This window comes from Sulfurimonas sp. (genome assembly GCF_029027405.1).
GTDB lineage: Bacteria > Campylobacterota > Campylobacteria > Campylobacterales > Sulfurimonadaceae > Sulfurimonas.
Window position 1 is genome coordinate 2,037,482 of the sequence record NZ_CP093396.1, and the last position, 18,822, is coordinate 2,056,303.

Genomic DNA, 18,822 nt, shown 5'->3' on the forward strand with positions numbered 1-18,822 from the left:
TTTATAAGTCTTGTTTGATTTTATTTGTCAAATCATCAAACTCAGAATTTGCTCTTGAAGTATAGATGCCCGCTAGGATAAAAGCAAAAATGATAATAAAAATACCAACAGGAATGCCAACAGTTGTAACAGAGTCACTAGAAATTGGAGCACCTAAAAACGATGGAAAAAATGCGATAGTAATGATAAAAGCAAAATAAACTAAAAGCATAGAAACAGAGAGTTTAATAGAAAACGAGCTTCTTTTAGATACTAGTTCTTGATAATGAGGATTATTCTTTATCTTATCAACTAGTTCTTGATTCATGGCATTTCCTTTCGTCAATAATTAGTTTATATTCTATCATCTGAGTGTTTAGTAAAAAACACTCAAAGAATAAAACAGGGTATTCAACTCTTTAAAGAATAGATATGAAGCTATTCTTTAAGAGATATAAAAATTCTAGAGTTTTCTAGAATTTGTAATTTGCTATTAATCTATACTCTGACCAATCACGAACATCATCTGTACCATTTGGAGCAGCAGTCCAATCACTTACATAGTTTCCACGAAGACGAAGTTGTAAGTTTTTAGCCCATGCAGTATTATAGATAATGTCAAAACCTTTTTCATTTGTATTTAACTTCTCATTGTAACCAGCATTACTATTTGCATAGTTTATACCAATATAGTAACCAACAACTTTTACATCAGCACCCATTTCTTTGAAACTATATGCAAGAACTGCTTTAATAGCGCTAACACCAGCAAGAGTCATTTGACGAGATACCATACCTTGAGTATATACTGGGTAACCACCACCCACTAAAATAATAGAATTTTTAGCTGTATCACTTGCTGCTAAATCTGAATCACTATTTTCACTCGTAGCAGAATATGCTAAGTAAGTTGTAAAACCTGAAACAGAAAGTCCAGCTTTAAGCCCATAGTAAAAACCTTCTAGTTCACCCTTATCGCTTATACCAGTGTTTTTAAGTTTTTTATCACCAGCAGCACCTTGCTTGATAAACTGAGCAGCTACAAATGGAGTAATTGAACCCATTTTTGCTTTATATGAGATATCACCATAAATAGTATTTGAGATATCATGAGCATAATAGTCCCATAGTTGAACTTTAAGACCTTTAATACCTGTATAAGTAACACCTAATGTTGTGATACCTGCTGTTGACTCACCAACATAAATATCACCAAAACCTTCGAAGTCAGTATTACCTCTATTTGCTTTTATAGAAGTATAACCAGCCGCTGCAGCTGTAAGTCCACCAGCATACGCATTAGCAAATGTACCAGCAGCCATTTGAGTTGTATGACCAAGGTTAAATTTTACACCATCAACACTTGTGTTAACAATCTCAACAGAGTTAAATAAGTTTCGAATCATTCTATAATCATCACCAGCCATTAATGGAGAGTCAATTTTTTGACGACCAACTGTAACTGCTGTTTTTCCATTTTTGTATTGGATATAAGCTTCACCTAAGATAGAATAACCATTACCATCAGCACCTAAAACAGTTGTGTTGATTAGATTGTTAAGCTTGTCATTATCACGAGCAAGAAAAGCATTTGTAGTATAAAATGCTGTACCAAGAGTAAAACCTGATGCTTCAGCTGTTACATACTTTAAATAACCACCAATTGCGTTTGACATTTGATTTTTATCAGCCTTGGCAACTGGATTTGAATATTTTGTATCTCTAACAATTGTGAACTCTCTAATTTGTCCACTTGCTTTACCATTTTTAAACATTGTGCTTACAGCGTCATCTGCTTGAACACTAACTGAACCTAAAAGTCCAACAACTATTGCACTTAATGCGATATTATTTTTCATATATTTCCCTTTTGAAATGAATTTACATTCAAATATTAAAAGACAAACATAGCATTAACATAGCAAAAACACTATTTTAGGCAAAAGAGTCTGTTTTTAGGTAGTTTGTGAAGAAAAGTAACATTTTGGCAACATAATTTAAGATATACAAAATTATGCTAGTCCTATATATCTTTCTTGTACTCTTCTATTACTTTACTTGAAATATTATAGATTACGGTTTCTCTATCATATAGCCCATTCCTCGGACATTTGTGAGTACATCTTCTTGTAGAAATTTTTTTAGTCTGTTGATTTCTGCTCTTATAGTAGCATTATCTATGATATTTTCATCCCAAACATAGATGCGAAACTGTTCAAAGTCAACTACCATTCCTCTGTTTCTTGCGAGTAAGTCTATGATTTGTGACTGTTTTTTAGTTAGGACTTGTGGTTCGTTATTAAAAAGAAGCAGACTATGCTCTTGATCATAACTATAATTTGTAGAGAGTCTTAGATGCACTCTTGGAATTTCTTTATCTACTTTTACCCTATCTATTCGAAGAGTTAGCTCTTTTAAATGAAATGGTTTTTTTAGGTAATCATAGCACCCAAGATTATATGCTCTTGAAATATCTTCTATATCCACCAAAGCACTAATGTAAATAGAAGGAACATGTATTTTAAGTTTATGCATTTGTTCTAAAAAACTAAGTCCATCAATGCCAGGAACATTGATGTCGAGTATCAGTAAATCATAGGAGTTTTCTTTTATGGACTCTAAAGCATCTAGCCCATCTAAAAAACTATGCATCTGATGTCCAACAGCATCTAGATACTCACAGATGGACTCATTTAACATTATTTCATCTTCCAAAAGTAGTATTTTCAATTACTCTCCCATCATTTTAAATCTATACTTAAATATAGTTTCTTCATTACTAGAGGATAAAGAAATCATAACATCTTCTTCATCACAAATAGTTCTAATTAGTCTAAGACCTATACCAAAACCACTACTTGTTTTCTCTTCTTGATAATACTCATCAAAGACTCTTGAAGTATCTTTTATAATTTTTGACTTCGAACTCATAGAAAAATCAAGATGTGCCCAAACTTGAACTAATTTTACATAAACTGTCTCATCTGGAAGTGTATATTTTATAGCATTAGTTATTGTATTGTCAACTATTCGTTGAAGTTTTGTACCATTAAAGTATACATGTGCATCTGGAGACTCTGTCTCATAAACAAATTTAACTCTTGAATATCCAGCAACCTCACTAAAAAAATCAATGCGTGAAGTAAGATAGTCATGAAAATTTATAACTATTTTTGGGTACTCTATTTGGTCTTTTTTAACTAAGTAACTCAAATCATCATAAATATTAAAAATATTTTTAACTGCTGCTTCTATTTTTGAAAGCTGCCTATCTTTTGGGTGTTTCATAACATACAATTCTATAGAAGTTAAAATTACGCTTAATGGTGTATTTGTTTCATGAACTGTATATCTTAAAAATTCTTTGTGTGATTTTACTAAATCTTGAGAGAATTTTTTTTCTTCTTCAAGATTTTTATTTATGCGTAAAAGGTCAGCTGTTTTTTTTTGAACTCTATCTTCTAGGCTTATATTCATATCTTGAAGTGCGTATTTTTGTTCGTTAATTTTTTCTACCATTTTGTTGGCATATCCAACCATGATTTTAAAATCTTTAAAAAATATAGAATCTGGGTTTATAACTTGGTCATTATGTGCAGCTTGTTCAAAAAAGTCTAAAAATGTTTGTGTATCCCTATTTAGTAATTTATTAAAAAGGTTGTTAAGACCTAAAAAAAGTGCAAAAAGTATAAAAGAGAGGGTAACCACAACCAAAACGGTCTTTATCATCAATGTTTTTAATTTTTTATGTTTTTGTACTAAAATATCTTCAGTAGATAAAAGACTGCCATCTACCATATAACTTTGTTCTAGTGCGATTTCATAATCTTCATACATCTCAGTTGTAAGTAAACCAACAAAAATTGTACTAAAGAAAAACATAATCATAATTGTAAAAATATTTGCTTGTCTAGTAGTCACATTGGTAAAAGTTGAACTTAGTTTCATGGTGCTATTATACTAAGATTTATAAAATTTAACTATAATTGCACCACTAAAATTTAAAGGTATAAAATGTCTAGAACAACTGAGTTAAAAAAATACGATTTGAGTGCTGATGAGTTAGCAAAACTTCAATGGGCAAAAGTAACTACAAGTAAAGGTATTATCTGGTTAAAACTTTTTGGTGAACAAACTCCAAATACTGTTGCTAATTTTGCTCATTTAGCAAATACTGGTTTTTACAATGACCTAATATTTCATCGTGTGATTCCAGGGTTTATGGCACAAGGTGGTTGTCCTGATGGTAGTGGAATGGGTGGTCCTGACTGGGCTATAGAGTGTGAAACTGCACAAAATACTTCTCTTCATGCAAGAGGAAGTTTATCTATGGCTCATGCAGGACCAAATACAGGTGGAAGTCAATTTTTCATAACTTTTGCTCCAACACCACACCTTGATGGTGTTCACACAGTTTTTGGTGCGATTGAAGAAGATGATACGGAGAGTTTTGCTGTTTTAGACAGCGTTGAAGGTCAAGATTCTATCGATTCTATAGAAATTTTGGAAAGTAAATCTTAGTACATATTTGTTGCAGTGTTGATTCGCACTTTTTTTTGCAAAAACTTCAACAAGATTTTCCTCAGGAGAAGCTAATTGGTTTCTTCTATGATCCCAACATTCACCCATATTCTGAGTACCAACTTAGACTTCTTGATGTAGAGCGTTCATGTAAAAAACTTGGCATTTCCCTACTTGAAGGTGAGTATGACTTTGAAGCTTGGATGCAAGCGGTAAAAGGTTTAGAAAATGAACCTGAGAAGGGAAAAAGATGTGAAGTTTGTTTTGATAAACGCTTTGAAGTAAGTGCAAAAAAAGCTCTATCTTTAGGTGAAACAAAAATTACAACCACTCTTTTAGTAAGTCCACTTAAATCGCAAGAACAGCTAAAACGAAGCGGTGATGCTTTTTATGATAAATATGGTGTTGAATTTATTGCGGTAGATTACAGAGCAAAAGGTGGAACACAAGACCAAAGCCGAGTGACAAAAGAAGAACAACTTTACCGACAAGATTATTGCGGATGCATCTATGGTTTAAAGATGCAAAGAGAACAACAAAAACGCTTAATGGATGAAATATTTTCTCCTATTTCTGCTCAAATATTACCAGCATCTATAGAAGAACGCTTAGAGATGTATAAAAAAAGAATAGTGCTTGAAGATGAAGGTAAAAAATACAAAATCATCAAACAAAAGTTTCTAAATTATAGACAACTCTCTCTAAAAGTAACAGAAGATAAAAAAACAAATATACCTGCTTATGCTCTATCTTACTCAACTTTACCAAGAAAAAAAGTTCAGGGAAACAGAGTAAAAGAAGAAGTGACTTTAATAACTCTAGATACTTTCAATATTGCTTCAAAACAAGAGTATAAAAATATAACAGAGCTTATATATAATCCTCCTACTTTTGATGAAGAACTAAAAATAAAAGAGCACCTAGGCTCTTGTGCTTATGATTTAAATCCAATTATAGTAGTCGAGCAAATTCCTACAAAAAAACTCACAATAGAGTTAGATGCTTTAACTTACGAAGATATAAAAGAAAAACTAATCATAATATAATCATTTTTTAGCTAAAATGACCAAAATTATTTATAAGGCTCTACTAAATGACCATGGATGTTATAGAAATTCAAAAAATCATACCTCATCGCTACCCATTTTTGCTGCTAGACCGTGTTACTAATCTTATTCCAAAAGAGTCAATTATAGGATTTAAGAATGTAACTATTGGCGATAATATTTTTCAAGGTCATTTTCCTGGTCATCCAATATACCCTGGTGTTATGATTTTAGAAGGAATGGCACAAGCTGGTGGCATTTTAGCTTTTAAAAGTATGGGGGATATGACAGAAGAAGAGGTAGCTTCTAAAGTTGTTTACTTTATGAGTATCGACAAAGCAAAATTTCGTAAACCAGTAAAACCAGGAGATAGACTAGAATATAGAATTAGTGTTATCAAGAACAAGGGTAGCATCTGGATGTTAGATGGAAAAGCTTTTGTTGATGATGTTTTAGTGTCTCAGGCTGAATTAAAAGCTATGATTGTTGATAAGTAGGAAAACTGATATGTCTAACATTTCTCCTCAAGCTATAATTGAAGACGGTGCAGTAATAGGAAAAGATGTAGAGATAGGTGCATTTTGTTTTATCTCTTCACAAGCGAATATCGGTGATGGTACAACTATTGCACAAGGTTCTTGCATCTATGGAAAAACTACCATCGGAAAAAATAACATTATATTTTCTCATTCAGTTCTTGGCTCAATCCCACAAGATTTAAAATTTGCTGGAGAAGATGTAGAACTCATAATCGGTGATAATAATAAAATAAGAGAATTTACTCTTTTTAACCCTGGTACAAAAGGTGGCGGTGGCAAGACTATCATAGGCAGTCACAATCTTTTTATGGGTTATGTGCATCTAGGGCATGATGTTATCATTGGTAACCACTGCATACTTGCAAATGCTGCAACTTTAGCTGGTCATGTTGAAGTTGGAGATTATGCAGTTATTGGTGGTATGACTCCTATTCATCAGTTTGTTCATATTGGCGATTATGCCATGATTGGTGGAGCATCTGCCCTCGCTCAAGATGTACCTCCATTTTGTATGGCTGAAGGAAATCGAGCGACTCTTCGGGGTCTTAATTTAACTGGACTTAGAAGAAACTTATCTCGTGAAGATATTAATGAACTAAAATCTTCATATAGAGAACTATTTGAATCTGGGAAACCTCTAAAAGAGAGTGCTAGTACACTTTTAGAAAAAACTAAAAATCATTATGTAAATGATTTATGTGACTTTGTACTAAAGACAAAAAGAGGTATTCCCTTTGAAAGAAAAACAATACAAGAGGAGAAATCATAATGAGCAGACATTGTAGTTTTTGTGATGCTATAGAGAGTGAAGAAAATCCACTTATAGCTGGAAATGGTGTGTATATTTGTAAAAATTGTGTATTTTCTGCATATAAAATCATGTTTGGTGATGAGAAACAAAGTACAAATGAAAATAAATCTGAACTTCTTGAAGCAGTAAATAAGCTTATGACTCCAAAAGAGTTAAATAACTTTTTAGGTGACTACATTATAGGTCAAGAAAGAGCAAGAAAACTTCTAAGTGTTGCTGTTTATAACCACTATAAAAGAATATTTAAAACACATGAAGTAAGTGATGATGATACAGAAATAGCAAAATCAAATGTTTTACTAATAGGACCAACTGGTAGTGGTAAAACTCTAATGGCTCAAACTATTGCAAGAGTTTTAAATGTTCCTATCGCTATAACAGATGCAACTAGTCTCACAGAAGCTGGATATGTAGGAGAAGATGTTGAAAACATCTTAACAAAACTTATCCAATCAGCAGACGGAGATGTTCAAAGAGCAGAAAAAGGTATAGTCTTTATCGATGAAGTAGATAAAGTTGCTCGTATGAGTGAAAATCGTTCAATCACAAGAGATGTATCTGGTGAAGGTGTTCAACAAGCACTACTTAAAATAGTAGAAGGTGCTGAAGTAAATATTCCTCCTAAAGGTGGAAGAAAACATCCAAACCAAGAATTTACTACTATTGACACTAAAAATATTTTATTTATATGTGGTGGTGCTTTTGATGGACTTGAAGATATTCTAAAAAGAAAACAAGGTGACAATATTTTAGGCTTTGGGCATGAGAAAAAAACTAAAAATGAGCAAAAACCAACTTATGACATGGTAGAACCTGATGATTTAGTTTCTTATGGACTTATTCCAGAGCTTATAGGAAGACTTCCTATTATAGCTTCACTTCAAGAAATAAGTGAAGAGGACATGGTACGCATCTTAGTGGAACCGAAAAATTCACTTGTTAAACAATACAAAAAATTATTTTCTATTGATGGAGTTGACTTATCTTTTGAAGAAGACGCGCTTGGTGCCATAGCAGCAAAATCTATAAAAAGAAAAACTGGCGCTCGTGGACTTCGTGCAATACTAGAAGAGCATATGATAGATATTATGTATGAACTTCCAGAATATGAGGGTTATGAAGTTCTTATTACAAAAGATGTAATCGATAATAATCAAGACCCTATATATATAAAAAAATCTAATAAAAAAATAGCATAAGGTAAATTACAATGATATTCAACAAACTAATAGGACTTTTCTCAAACGACTTAGCAATTGACTTAGGAACTGCGAATACGATTGTAATTTCAAAAGGTCGTGGAATTATTATTAATGAACCATCGGTGGTTGCAGTTAAAACTGAAAAATTTGGTCACACTAGAGTTTTAGCGGTTGGGCGTGAAGCTAAAGAGATGGTAGGGAAAACTCCTGGAAATATAAAAGCTATTCGCCCAATGAGAGATGGAGTTATTGCTGATTTTGATATGACTGAAAAAATGATTAGAAAGTTCATAGAAAAAGCTCATGGAAGAAGTACTCTTATTAGTCCTAGAATTATTATATGTGTTCCTTATGGACTTACACAAGTTGAAAGGAAAGCTGTAAGAGAATCAGCTTTAAGTGCAGGTGCAAGAGAAGTTTTTCTAATCGAAGAGCCTATGGCAGCAGCAATTGGGGCGGGCATTGATATTCGTGAACCTAAAGGAAACTTAGTTGTGGATATAGGTGGTGGTACGACAGAGATAGGTGTTGTTTCACTTGGTGGGCTTGTTTTATCTAAGTCTATTAGAACTGCTGGTGATAAACTAGACAAGGCAATAGTTGATTATATAAAGAAAAAATATAATCTTTTAATAGGTGAGCGAACTGCTGAAGAGATTAAAATCAACATTGGTACTGCTGTAACACTAGCAGAAGAAATTACTATGGTTGTAAATGGTAGAGATCAGGTTGAGGGACTACTTAGTTCAATCGAGCTTACAAGTGAAGATGCAAGAGAGGCTATGAAAGAACCACTTAAAGAGATTTCAGAAGCTCTAAGAGATGTCATAGAAAAGATGCCACCTGACCTTTCTGGTGATATTGTAAACCATGGTATTATTTTAACTGGTGGGGGTGCTCTTATTCGCCAACTTGATAAATTTTTATCTGATATTGTTAAAGTACCTGTTTATGTTGCTGATGAACCACTTTTAGCAGTTGCAAGAGGAACAGGACGAGCACTTGAAGAGATAGACTTACTACAAGAGTTATTTGAGAATGAATAATGAATAAAGAGCTACTTAGCTTTTTTTCACTCTTCATCGCACTCTTCGTGGGTGCACTTTTTTATACAAACACTATACAAGGTCCACTTACTTCAGTTTTAAACTCTTTTAAAACTGTTTATCATAATGCGACACAAATCATTCAAAATAATATTGATAGACATACTTTTCAAGCATCAAAAATCATACAACTTAACGAAAACCTACAAAAATATGAAAACAATCATCTTGTAATGCAACAGATGGCTTCAGAAATAAATGACCTATTTAAAGCAAATAATTCGCAACTAAAAATTAATCCTAAAGTAGAACTTATAAGAACTATCTCTTATGAAAAATTTGGTGATTTAAATAGAGTTTGGATGGATGTAAAAGATTACAATGCTTCTAAAATTTATGGACTTACCTTTAATGAGTTAGTTGCGGGTATAGTCATAGAAAAAAATTCTAGACCTTTAGGACTTTTAAATAGGGATATAAAATGTTCTTATGCAGTTTTTGTGGGTAAAAAGAAAGCTCCTGGCATTGCCCATGGTAATAATTCTAAAAATTTACTTATTAAATTTATACCTGCATGGTTTGAAATCGAAATAGGTGATGAAGTGGTAACCTCTGGACTAGATAATATTTTCTTTAAAGGTTTAAAAGTTGGCAGAGTTTTATCTGTAAAAACATCTCAAGGTTACCAAAATGCAGTTATTGAACCTTACTATAAAGCGAATGACCCAGATTATTTTTACATGATAAGGAAACTTAAATGAAATACTTATTGTTAATTGTGCTTATTTTATCAACACTATTAGCAGAAGAAAAAAAGCAAAAACTTACACTAGGACTTGGTCCTTATATACAAACTCAACCTTACAAAAATGTGGATGACATTATTATACCATCTCCTGTAATATTTTTTGATAATGGCATCGTTTATATAAGGTGGAGTAGAGCAGGAATCTATTTTTTAGGTGATAAAACAGATGATTTTTCATGGGGATTATCAGTAACTTTTCAACCAAGGGTTGATGGATATACATCTTCTGATATAGCTGGAATGGACGATAGAAAAAAAACACTTGAAGGTGGAATTGCTTTTAGTTTAAAGATGGATAAAGCATATATGGAAACTATGCTTTTAACTGATGTACTTGACAGATATGAAGACTTAATATTTAAAACTGAAATTGGATATGACTTTGAATTTGAAAAATTTTCAATCTATCCAAGTGCAATTATAGTTTACCAATCATCAAGCTTTATAGATTATTACTATGGCGTAAAAAAAGAAGAAACAACTCGTACCAACTTCGCCCAATACACGCCAAATGGTGGACTGCAACTAGGAATGCAAACTTATATTAAGTACCCCTTTACAAAAAAAATATCTGCACTTATTAATCTAAGAATTGACAAAATAGCTAACGAAGCCACTTCTAGTCCTATTGTTGAAGAAGATTATATCTACTCAGGATTATTTTCACTTATTTACACTTTTGAGTATTAATTAAGTGCCTTTTAGCTATAATCTCTAAATTTTCAAAGATATTTTCAAGAGGTAAAAAATGCCAAAACGCACCGACATAAAAACTATTTTACTTATAGGTTCTGGTCCGATTATTATCGGTCAAGCTTGTGAATTTGACTACTCAGGAACTCAAGCCGTTAAGACTTTAAAAGAACAAGGCTATCGTGTTATTCTTATAAACTCAAATCCTGCAACAATTATGACAGATCCAGAATTTGCTGATAGAACTTATATAGAACCTATCAAAGAAGATGTAATCGCAGAGATTATTAAAAAAGAAAATGTTGATGCTGTTCTTCCTACTATGGGTGGACAAACTGCTCTAAATGTAGCAACAAGTATGTATGAAAAAGGCATGCTAGAAGGAATAGAATTTTTAGGTGCAACTCCCCAAGCTATTCATAAAGGTGAAGACCGTTCAGCTTTTAATGAAGCTATGATAAAGATTGGTATGGATTTACCAAAAAGTAGGAATGCATACACTGTAGAAGAAGCAATCGAGGCAGTTAAAGAGATTGGTTTTCCCGTAATTAGTAGAGCTTCTTTTACACTAGCAGGTGGTGGCTCAGGTGTAGCGTATAATATGGAAGAGTTTAAAAAACTAGCAGAAGAAGGCATCTCAGCTTCTCCCGTAAATGAAATCGAAATAATGGAATCTATGCTTGGTTGGAAAGAGTACGAGATGGAGGTTATCCGTGATAAAGCAGACAACTGCATTATCGTTTGTGCAATTGAGAACTTTGACCCTATGGGAGTGCATACTGGCGATAGTATCACGGTTGCACCTGCCTTAACATTAACTGACAAAGAGTACCAAAGAATGCGTAATGCTTCTTTTGATATTCTAAGAGAAATCGGTGTTGATACTGGTGGGTCTAATGTTCAGTTCTCTATTTGCCCTAAAACAGGAAGAATGATTGTTATTGAAATGAATCCTCGTGTATCTCGTTCTTCTGCTCTAGCATCTAAGGCTACAGGTTATCCAATTGCGAAAGTTGCAACACTTTTAGCCGTTGGTTATACACTTGATGAAATTACAAATGACATTACAGGAACTCCTGCATCATTTGAGCCGGTAATAGATTATGTTGTAACTAAAATTCCTCGTTTTACATTTGAAAAATTTCCTGAAGCGCAAAGCACACTAAGTACGAGCATGAAGTCTGTTGGTGAAGTAATGGCAATCGGTAGAACATTTAAAGAGTCTTTGCAAAAAGCTCTTTGTTCTCTTGAAACTGGTCTATGTGGATTTGAACCTATAGATGCTGATGATGAATTTGTTAAACATGAGATTCGTCGTCCAAATGCTGAGCGTATTCTTTATGTAGCTGAAGGTTTTCGTCGAGGCATGAGCGTAGAAGAGATGTTTGACACATGTGCTATTGACCCATGGTTTCTTTACCAACTAGAAGAGCTTCTTCAGGCTGAAACAACGATTACAGATAAGATACTTTTTGATGCAGATTTTATGAGAAGCATCAAGGTTGATGGTTTTTCAGACAAAAGAATCTCTCAACTAATCGCTACAAACTCAAAGCAAAATGTTAGCGAAAATGAAGTTTACGATAAAAGAAAAGAGTTAGGCGTATCTTTAGAATTTAATGAAGTTGATACTTGTGCAGCTGAATTTGAAGCTCTTACTCCATACCTTTACTCTACTACAAATATAGTAGCATCTCCAAGTGCGAAAAATAGAGTTAGTGATAAGAGAAAAATTCTAATTCTTGGTGGTGGACCAAACAGAATCGGTCAAGGTATAGAATTTGACTACTGTTGTGTTCATGCTGCATTTGCCCTTAAAGAGATGGATATTGAATGTATTATGTACAACTGTAATCCTGAAACAGTTTCTACTGACTACGATACTTCTGATGTTCTTTACTTTGAGCCGATTGACTTTGAACATGTTAGAGAAGTTATTGAGAATGAACAACCAGATGGAATTATTGTTCACTTTGGTGGGCAAACTCCGCTTAAACTAGCAGATGGACTTACAAAAATAGGTGCAAAAATAATAGGAACCACTTCTGCTGTAATCGATCTGGCAGAAGATAGAGAACAGTTTTCTGATTTTGTAAACAAACATAGACTAAAACAACCTCAAAATGGTTTAGCACGCACAAAAGAAGAAGCTCCCGCTATAGCTGAAAGATTAGGCTTTCCTGTTCTTGTTCGTCCATCTTTTGTTCTTGGTGGAAGAGGAATGAAGATAGTATACTCTCAAGAAGAACTAGCTCAGTATATGACACTTGCCATTTCTGTTTCAAATGAAGCACCTGTGTTAATAGACAAATTTTTAGACCAAGCTATAGAACTTGATGTAGATGCTATAAGCGATGGAACTGATGTATATATTGGTTCTGTTATGCAACATATTGAAGAAGCTGGGATTCACTCTGGAGACAGTGCTTGTTCACTTCCTCCTGTAAACTTATCTAAAAAAATGATAGAAAAAGTAGAACAACAAACTAAAACTATTGCACTTGGACTTGGTGTCATTGGTCTTATGAATGTTCAATATGCAATCTTACAAGATGAAATATATCTAATTGAAGTTAATCCAAGAGCTTCAAGAACTGTTCCGTTTGTATCTAAAGCGACTGGTATGCCTTTGGCTAAAGTTGCAACTAGAGTAATGGTTGGTGAGACTCTTAGAAGTTCACTAGAGCATTATGATAAGTATGACATAGTTCAAGAAGTAAACGGTTTACTCAAACCTAAACTTAAAGGTCATGTCTCTGTTAAAGAGGCAGTATTTCCTTTTCACAAACTTTACGGTGCTGATTTAGTCCTTTCTCCTGAGATGAAATCAACTGGTGAAGTAATGGGTATAAGTTCAAACTTTGGGGTTAGTTTTGCAAAAGCTCAACTATCTGCTGGAAATACAATTCCAACCGAAGGAACTTGTTTCTTATCTTTTGTTGATAGCGATAAAATACATGCATGTGAAATAGCTCGTGGACTTCATAAACATGGCTTTAAACTTATTGCCACTAAAGGAACCCAAGTTATTATTGAAGAAGCTGGTATCCCTTGTGAGCGTGTTCTTAAAATCTCTGAAGGTCGCCCAAATATTGAGGACAGCATGAAAAATGATGAAATTGCAATGGCAATTAATACTTCGGATAACAACACATCTAAAAAAGATGCTGTAGTAATCCGTCAAGAAGTTCTAAGAAAAAGTATTCCATATTTTACAACTTTAAGTGCAGCTAGAGCACTTATCTTAGCACTTGATGAGATGGGTGATGGTTCATGGACAAGTTCAACCGCACTTCAAGACTTTCTCGCTTAAGCGAGAAGGTTATCCTTTATCAAAGCGACACTACTGTTGGCTTTTCATCTCAAGATGCTAAAAAACTACAAAAAATAAAAAGTAGAGACCCCTCTAAAGCTTTTATAAAAATTTTTAAAGACCTAAAAACTCTAAATATGCTCGGTTTAAGAGTTCCTTATAAATATAAAAATACTTTACGCCGCTCAAAAAAGAGTAGTTTTGTCGTAAAAAACATAGCTTTTAGAGTAGTAAACAACCCTATAAACTCACAAACCCTCAGAGATATACCTTGGCACTATTCAACTTCAGCTAATGAATCAGGCAAAAACTTTAATCTTGATTTTTGTGAAGAAAAAGCTGATATAATAATACAAAACAAAGATGGATTAAGAGAATTAAATTCATCTTCTTTATATAAACTAAATCATACAAAAAGGAAAAAAATAAGATGACAAAACTTTTTCAAGCTTTTTTAACTGGTATTTTTTTCACATTTATTTTAGACTTTTTTTTATTTTTAGGCATTAAACAAGGTTATATAGATTTATACAATATTGATTTATATTACAATATTTTATTTGCTGACCATCAAAATATATTTATATACACTCTAGTTAGTGCTATTTTAGGTTTTATAATTATATATATAAATAGTAATAAACTTAGCTTTATAGTTGTAGGAGTTTTATTTACACTATCACTCTCAACTCTTATTCCATCTATTGGTCACTCCGTAGGAGAGATGCTACTTATGAAAAAAAATGTAGTTTTAAAAGATAAAAAACATACATTTTATGGAGATATTTATTATGATGGAAGAACTCAGATAAATTTTTATGACAATGAACTAAAAAAGATAATACTACTAGATAAAAAGGATTTAATTAAATGAGTAATAAGCATATTTCAAGCATAGTTGGCGGTGTAGCACTTGGTAGTGCTGGTGTTCTAATGATGAGCGTTCTTAGTGGTTGTGAAGCTCCACAAGAAAAACAACAAAATCGTTATTTAGTTATAGAACAGCAATCAAATGGGAAATATATAGTTGTTGAAGAGATGCCAACAGAGGGACCAAACAGAGCTATTATTCGTGAAAAAGATTTAGATGGAAACACTATTGAGCGTTTTATGAATGAAGATGAGATGAAAGTTTTAGCAGATCAAGAATACAAAAAAGTTCAAAATGGAACTTCAGAAACTACACAAAGTGGAAGTGGAGGAATGGGACTTGGCGGAACAATACTAGCAGTTGCAGCAGGTTCACTTCTTGGAAATATGATTGGTAATTCTTTGATGAATAACAAAAACTTTTCTCAACGAGCATCAAGTGTAAATAAAAGTGCATACAGCCGCTCAAGTAATTCAAGAAAATCTACTAAAAGTTCTTCAAGAAAAAGTTTTTTCGGTGGAAATTCTAGATCATCATCCTATGGAAGTAGAAGCTACGGCGGATGATAAAACTTCAAAAATTAAATCCTCTAAGTAATGAAAAACTTGAGAAACTAGGTTTTACTTGGCATACAGATAGTGATGGAAGTAAATATATAAACGATGAACTTGTTGTTATCTCTCAAGATGAAGCAGAGGCTTACTATAAAGCAGGAAATGAAGTATATGATATGTTTGTTGAAACGGCAGAGCATGTCATAAAAAATGAGCTATTTTTTGAACTTGGAATTCCATTTAATTTTATAGAAATGATTAAAAAAAGTTGGGAGAATGATGTTCATTGGCATATTTATGGTCGGTTTGATTTTGCTGGAGGAGTAGATGCTAAACCTATAAAACTTATAGAGTTTAATGCTGACACACCAACTTCTCTTTTTGAAACTGCCCTACTTCAATGGGCTTTACTAAAAGAAAATCATCTAGATGAAGAAAAACAGTTTAACAATGTTTACGAAGCAATAAGCCAAAACTTTAAAAGACTTATAACTTTAGATGAAGATATTTCAACTTTTAATGAAAATTATAATGGCTGGAAAATACTTTTTTCTAGTGTAGAAGGTGATGATGAGGAAGAAGCTACAACAAGACTGCTTCAACAAATGGCAACAGATGCTGGATTTAACACAAGTTTTGAATACTTACAAAATATCAAATTTGATAAAGATGGCATCTTTGATTCTCAAGACAATCAATATGAATACTGGTTTAAACTTTACCCTTGGGAAGATATAGGAACCGATGAGAGTGAACTTTCTGTCACTCTAAATGAGATTATTAAAAATCAAAAAGCTATAATTTTAAACCCTGCATATACTCTTCTTTTTCAATCAAAAGGCATAATGAAAATAATGTATGACCTATTTCCAGACTCTCCTTATCTTTTAAAAACTTCTTTTGAGCCATTAGAGAATATAAAACAAGTCCAAAAGACTCTTTTTGGTAGAGAAGGTGCAAATATTAAAATAATAGATGCCAACGGAGAAGTTGTTGAGCAAATTGATGGACCTTACGATAACTACAATAAAATATATCAAGAATATGTGGAATTTACTAAAGATGAAAATCAAGCTAAATACCAAGCAGGAGTCTTTTTTGCTTATGAATCCTGTGGGATTAGCTTTAGAAAAGGTGGTGAAATTTTAGATAATATGAGTAAATTTGTGGGGCATATTATAGTCTAAAGTTCCACTATTCTGTGACTTCTTTTAAGATGTCTTCAAAATCATCTTGAGCTTTTTGAAGAATTGCTTGAGTTTTTTTATTATCAACTCTAGCACTACTCATCCAGTTATAAACACCAGGGAATCCTATGACAACTTTGTCTTCATCTTTTTTCTTGTATACCATCATGGTACAAGGAGCAAATGCAGCTGCTTCAGGACGCGTTTGAGATACAGTATATATGACTTTTAGTTTACAAATGGAATAAGTGACATAAAAATCAAATGGACTTGAATTTCCACCTTCAACTAACTCTTCGTTAAAGTCTAAGTAGTTTGCCATAACAAAGCCAACTGGTTTAAAACCATTTTCTAAACCAAGCTCTATCTCTTCTCTCATCTCTTCCCAATCTTCACCGTCTAAATCAAGTTCATACTTAGTAACTAAATTTCTACTCTCTTTTAAACTATTTTCACTAAATTTATGCTTTGCATTTGGCATCACACTCCTTATAGTTTTTAAAACTTCTTTTTCTATAGACTTTAATAATGAATCGTCAAAATCAAGTATCTTAGCTTGAGCCTCAGATGTTAGCATTGATACATGCAAGGTATCTTCATTTAGACCTTGGTATATACCAATCCCAAGTGGAGTAAACACACCTGCATCTGGATGTTTTCTTACTAAATCATGAGATAGTGTTGAGTGATGTACAGTTAAAAGATTATAAATTTTAAATTTTGTCTTTTTAAACTGCTTTTTAAACGGAAGATTCATCTCACTATTTACTGCTATTTTAAAACCATTTTGTACAAATGCTTTCTCTATTACATCTGGAGTAATAAAACCATTTTTATTATCTACTTCAAATAGGTGTAAATCTCCTTGCGCGAACATTACACTTGCACTAAATATTGCAACTATTAAACTAACTATTTTTTTCATTTTTTTCCTTTTATTTTAAGTTAAATATATTTTATTTTGTAACAATGTATACTACCCCAATATGTCAAGACAACTTTTTCAAAAATCTAATTCCCTAAATACCTGTTACCCTATGCTACATTTTCACTAGATTTAGTGTAATTCTCATCATTGATTTTTAAACTATCATAATAAACATTCATAGGTTTTTTATATTTCAATGTCTCATGAAATCTTCTGTGATTATAAAATTCTATATAATCCTTAACATCACTTTTGAGAACTGATACTCTCTCATATTCATTGAGGTATATTTTTTCAACTTTAGCACTTCTCCAGAACCTCTCAATACAAATATTATCTGTTGCTCTACCTTTGCCATCCATAGAGATAATTATGTCATTATCTTTTAATGTTTGAGTGTGGATACAGCTTGTATATTGTGACCCTTGATCAGTATTAAATATCTCAGGCTTACCATAGAGTGCGAGTGCTTCATCTAGTACACCCATGACTAAATCTGTATCCATTGTGTTGGATATTCGCCAAGATAATATTGCTTTAGAATACCAATCAATTATGGCAGCCATATAGACCATACCACCTTTAATTTTAATATAGGTTATATCTGTTGACCATACTTGGTTTGCTCTTACGATATCTAATCCTCTTATTTTGTAAGAGTATTTATGATGTTGCTTGTCCGCCCAGCTTGTATTTGGTGGTCTTACAGCTAAAACAGCCTGTAAACCTAACTCTCTACGGTATGCCAGCACTGTGTTGGGACTGACACGAAAACCATCCTCTAGTAGTTGATGATACACTTTCATATAGCCATAGCTTGGTATCTCTTCAAATACTTTTTCTATATGTTTTTTAATTACATTTTTAGCAAGATTTACCATTGGTGCATAGAACAAATTACTTCTGTTATAGTTAATAAGATTACATTGTTTTACAACTGATAATGCCTTATTTTCATCTCTATCAATCAACTCCTTTTTATAGCTAGAGTCCAAGCTGCTTAACTTTCCCACCGCCCAGTCCTTCTCTACTGTTAGTTGACCTACAACCTTTGCATATTCATCAAGTTTAGCTTGTAATCTTACATTCTCTTCTTTGTACTCTTTAATTACTTTTGCAGGTTCCATCGCAACTTCTGCATTTTCCAAAAATATCTTCTTCCAATTTTGTAAGTTTTTTGGTGTGATATTATTTACACTTGCTATTTCATTTAGTGTCTTATCTTCTTTTAAAACTTCTAAAACTAACTTTGTCTTGAATTCTGCTGTATATGTTGTTCTTTTTCGACTCATAAGATTACCTTCTATTTTTATTGTTTAATTTT

General features: G+C 32.7%; 19 protein-coding genes. 13 read left to right on the plus strand and 6 right to left on the minus strand.

Translation table 11 applies throughout. The annotated features are described in order from the left end of the window. Position 1: 1 nt before the first annotated feature. The 4 genes from MOV42_RS09840 to MOV42_RS09855 all read right to left on the minus strand — a co-directional run bounded on the left by MOV42_RS09840 (position 2) and on the right by MOV42_RS09855 (position 3,927). Positions 2-307, minus strand: coding sequence for a DUF485 domain-containing protein (locus tag MOV42_RS09840; protein WP_324171009.1), 306 nt, complete (start codon positions 305-307; stop codon positions 2-4). A 145-nt stretch (positions 308-452) separates the two neighbouring features. Next, the gene (locus tag MOV42_RS09845) at positions 453-1,838 is read right to left on the minus strand and encodes an OprD family outer membrane porin (RefSeq protein ID WP_324171010.1); all 1,386 of its coding nucleotides are present in this window, start codon (positions 1,836-1,838) and stop codon (positions 453-455) included. A gap of 214 nt (positions 1,839-2,052) precedes the next feature. Beyond that, a complete protein-coding gene (locus tag MOV42_RS09850) occupies positions 2,053-2,709 on the minus strand; it encodes a response regulator transcription factor (protein ID WP_324171011.1) in 657 nt (218 codons plus the stop codon). Then, the gene (locus MOV42_RS09855) at positions 2,710-3,927 is read right to left on the minus strand and encodes a HAMP domain-containing sensor histidine kinase (protein ID WP_324171012.1); all 1,218 of its coding nucleotides are present in this window, start codon (positions 3,925-3,927) and stop codon (positions 2,710-2,712) included. Between the two features lie 66 nt (positions 3,928-3,993). Between MOV42_RS09855 and MOV42_RS09860 the strand changes: the two genes are divergently transcribed. The 13 genes from MOV42_RS09860 to MOV42_RS09920 are packed head-to-tail and all read left to right on the plus strand — an operon-like array spanning position 3,994 to position 16,570. Continuing rightward, positions 3,994-4,500 (plus strand): peptidylprolyl isomerase, encoded by a 507-nt coding sequence (locus tag MOV42_RS09860; protein ID WP_324171013.1) that lies wholly within the window; start codon positions 3,994-3,996, stop codon positions 4,498-4,500. Then, complete coding sequence (locus tag MOV42_RS09865) at positions 4,494-5,546, plus strand: epoxyqueuosine reductase QueH (protein ID WP_324173021.1); 1,053 nt, start codon at positions 4,494-4,496, stop codon at positions 5,544-5,546. Before MOV42_RS09860 ends, MOV42_RS09865 begins: the two co-directional genes overlap by 7 nt. 47 nt (positions 5,547-5,593) lie before the next feature. Continuing rightward, a complete protein-coding gene (gene fabZ, locus MOV42_RS09870) occupies positions 5,594-6,043 on the plus strand; it encodes a 3-hydroxyacyl-ACP dehydratase FabZ (protein ID WP_324171014.1) in 450 nt (149 codons plus the stop codon). Between the two features lie 10 nt (positions 6,044-6,053). After that, positions 6,054-6,854, plus strand: a complete 801-nt coding sequence (gene lpxA / locus MOV42_RS09875) for an acyl-ACP--UDP-N-acetylglucosamine O-acyltransferase (RefSeq protein WP_324171015.1) — start codon at positions 6,054-6,056, stop codon at positions 6,852-6,854. Beyond that, positions 6,851-8,095, plus strand: coding sequence for an ATP-dependent Clp protease ATP-binding subunit ClpX (gene clpX, locus MOV42_RS09880; protein WP_324173022.1), 1,245 nt, complete (start codon positions 6,851-6,853; stop codon positions 8,093-8,095). The genes lpxA and clpX overlap by 4 nt, the downstream gene beginning before the upstream one ends. 11 nt (positions 8,096-8,106) lie before the next feature. Beyond that, positions 8,107-9,144: a rod shape-determining protein gene (locus MOV42_RS09885; RefSeq protein WP_324171016.1), complete on the plus strand. Its 1,038-nt coding sequence runs from the start codon at positions 8,107-8,109 to the stop codon at positions 9,142-9,144. After that, positions 9,144-9,905, plus strand: a complete 762-nt coding sequence (mreC, locus tag MOV42_RS09890; RefSeq protein ID WP_324171017.1) for a rod shape-determining protein MreC — start codon at positions 9,144-9,146, stop codon at positions 9,903-9,905. The genes MOV42_RS09885 and mreC overlap by 1 nt, the downstream gene beginning before the upstream one ends. Next, positions 9,902-10,642, plus strand: a complete 741-nt coding sequence (locus MOV42_RS09895; protein ID WP_324171018.1) for a MipA/OmpV family protein — start codon at positions 9,902-9,904, stop codon at positions 10,640-10,642. Before mreC ends, MOV42_RS09895 begins: the two co-directional genes overlap by 4 nt. Positions 10,643-10,700: 58 nt before the next feature. Then, a complete protein-coding gene (gene carB / locus MOV42_RS09900; protein ID WP_324171019.1) occupies positions 10,701-13,958 on the plus strand; it encodes a carbamoyl-phosphate synthase large subunit in 3,258 nt (1,085 codons plus the stop codon). Further along, on the plus strand, positions 13,919-14,392 hold the full coding sequence (locus MOV42_RS09905) for a hypothetical protein (protein ID WP_324171020.1): 474 nt from the start codon (positions 13,919-13,921) through the stop codon (positions 14,390-14,392). The genes carB and MOV42_RS09905 overlap by 40 nt, the downstream gene beginning before the upstream one ends. Further along, entirely contained in the window at positions 14,389-14,832 is a 444-nt protein-coding gene (locus tag MOV42_RS09910; RefSeq protein ID WP_324171021.1) for a hypothetical protein, read from the plus strand. The genes MOV42_RS09905 and MOV42_RS09910 overlap by 4 nt, the downstream gene beginning before the upstream one ends. Then, the gene (locus MOV42_RS09915) at positions 14,829-15,395 is read left to right on the plus strand and encodes a hypothetical protein (protein WP_324171022.1); all 567 of its coding nucleotides are present in this window, start codon (positions 14,829-14,831) and stop codon (positions 15,393-15,395) included. Before MOV42_RS09910 ends, MOV42_RS09915 begins: the two co-directional genes overlap by 4 nt. Continuing rightward, entirely contained in the window at positions 15,392-16,570 is a 1,179-nt protein-coding gene (locus MOV42_RS09920; RefSeq protein WP_324171023.1) for a glutathionylspermidine synthase family protein, read from the plus strand. The genes MOV42_RS09915 and MOV42_RS09920 overlap by 4 nt, the downstream gene beginning before the upstream one ends. A gap of 7 nt (positions 16,571-16,577) precedes the next feature. Here the strand turns inward: MOV42_RS09920 and MOV42_RS09925 are convergent, their stop codons facing one another. Further along, positions 16,578-17,495 carry a DUF302 domain-containing protein gene (locus MOV42_RS09925; RefSeq protein WP_324171024.1) on the minus strand — a complete coding sequence of 306 codons (918 nt, stop codon included), beginning with the start codon at positions 17,493-17,495 and terminating at the stop codon, positions 16,578-16,580. Positions 17,496-17,605: 110 nt separating this feature from the next. Next, positions 17,606-18,790, minus strand: coding sequence for an IS3 family transposase (locus MOV42_RS09930; protein WP_324171025.1), 1,185 nt, complete (start codon positions 18,788-18,790; stop codon positions 17,606-17,608). Positions 18,791-18,822: the final 32 nt, after the last annotated feature.

Coding starts and splice junctions, on each gene's coding strand:
- MOV42_RS09920 (WP_324171023.1), top strand. CDS start 15,392: ATGATAAAACTTCAAAAATTAAATCCTCTAAGTAATGAAAAACTTGAG.
- MOV42_RS09845 (WP_324171010.1), bottom strand. CDS start 1,838: ATGAAAAATAATATCGCATTAAGTGCAATAGTTGTTGGACTTTTAGGT.
- mreC (WP_324171017.1), top strand. CDS start 9,144: ATGAATAAAGAGCTACTTAGCTTTTTTTCACTCTTCATCGCACTCTTC.
- MOV42_RS09840 (WP_324171009.1), bottom strand. CDS start 307: ATGAATCAAGAACTAGTTGATAAGATAAAGAATAATCCTCATTATCAA.
- fabZ (WP_324171014.1), top strand. CDS start 5,594: ATGACCATGGATGTTATAGAAATTCAAAAAATCATACCTCATCGCTAC.
- MOV42_RS09860 (WP_324171013.1), top strand. CDS start 3,994: ATGTCTAGAACAACTGAGTTAAAAAAATACGATTTGAGTGCTGATGAG.
- MOV42_RS09915 (WP_324171022.1), top strand. CDS start 14,829: ATGAGTAATAAGCATATTTCAAGCATAGTTGGCGGTGTAGCACTTGGT.
- carB (WP_324171019.1), top strand. CDS start 10,701: ATGCCAAAACGCACCGACATAAAAACTATTTTACTTATAGGTTCTGGT.
- MOV42_RS09855 (WP_324171012.1), bottom strand. CDS start 3,927: ATGAAACTAAGTTCAACTTTTACCAATGTGACTACTAGACAAGCAAAT.
- MOV42_RS09905 (WP_324171020.1), top strand. CDS start 13,919: ATGGACAAGTTCAACCGCACTTCAAGACTTTCTCGCTTAAGCGAGAAG.
- MOV42_RS09925 (WP_324171024.1), bottom strand. CDS start 17,495: ATGAAAAAAATAGTTAGTTTAATAGTTGCAATATTTAGTGCAAGTGTA.
- MOV42_RS09895 (WP_324171018.1), top strand. CDS start 9,902: ATGAAATACTTATTGTTAATTGTGCTTATTTTATCAACACTATTAGCA.
- MOV42_RS09910 (WP_324171021.1), top strand. CDS start 14,389: ATGACAAAACTTTTTCAAGCTTTTTTAACTGGTATTTTTTTCACATTT.
- lpxA (WP_324171015.1), top strand. CDS start 6,054: ATGTCTAACATTTCTCCTCAAGCTATAATTGAAGACGGTGCAGTAATA.
- MOV42_RS09885 (WP_324171016.1), top strand. CDS start 8,107: ATGATATTCAACAAACTAATAGGACTTTTCTCAAACGACTTAGCAATT.
- MOV42_RS09930 (WP_324171025.1), bottom strand. CDS start 18,790: ATGAGTCGAAAAAGAACAACATATACAGCAGAATTCAAGACAAAGTTA.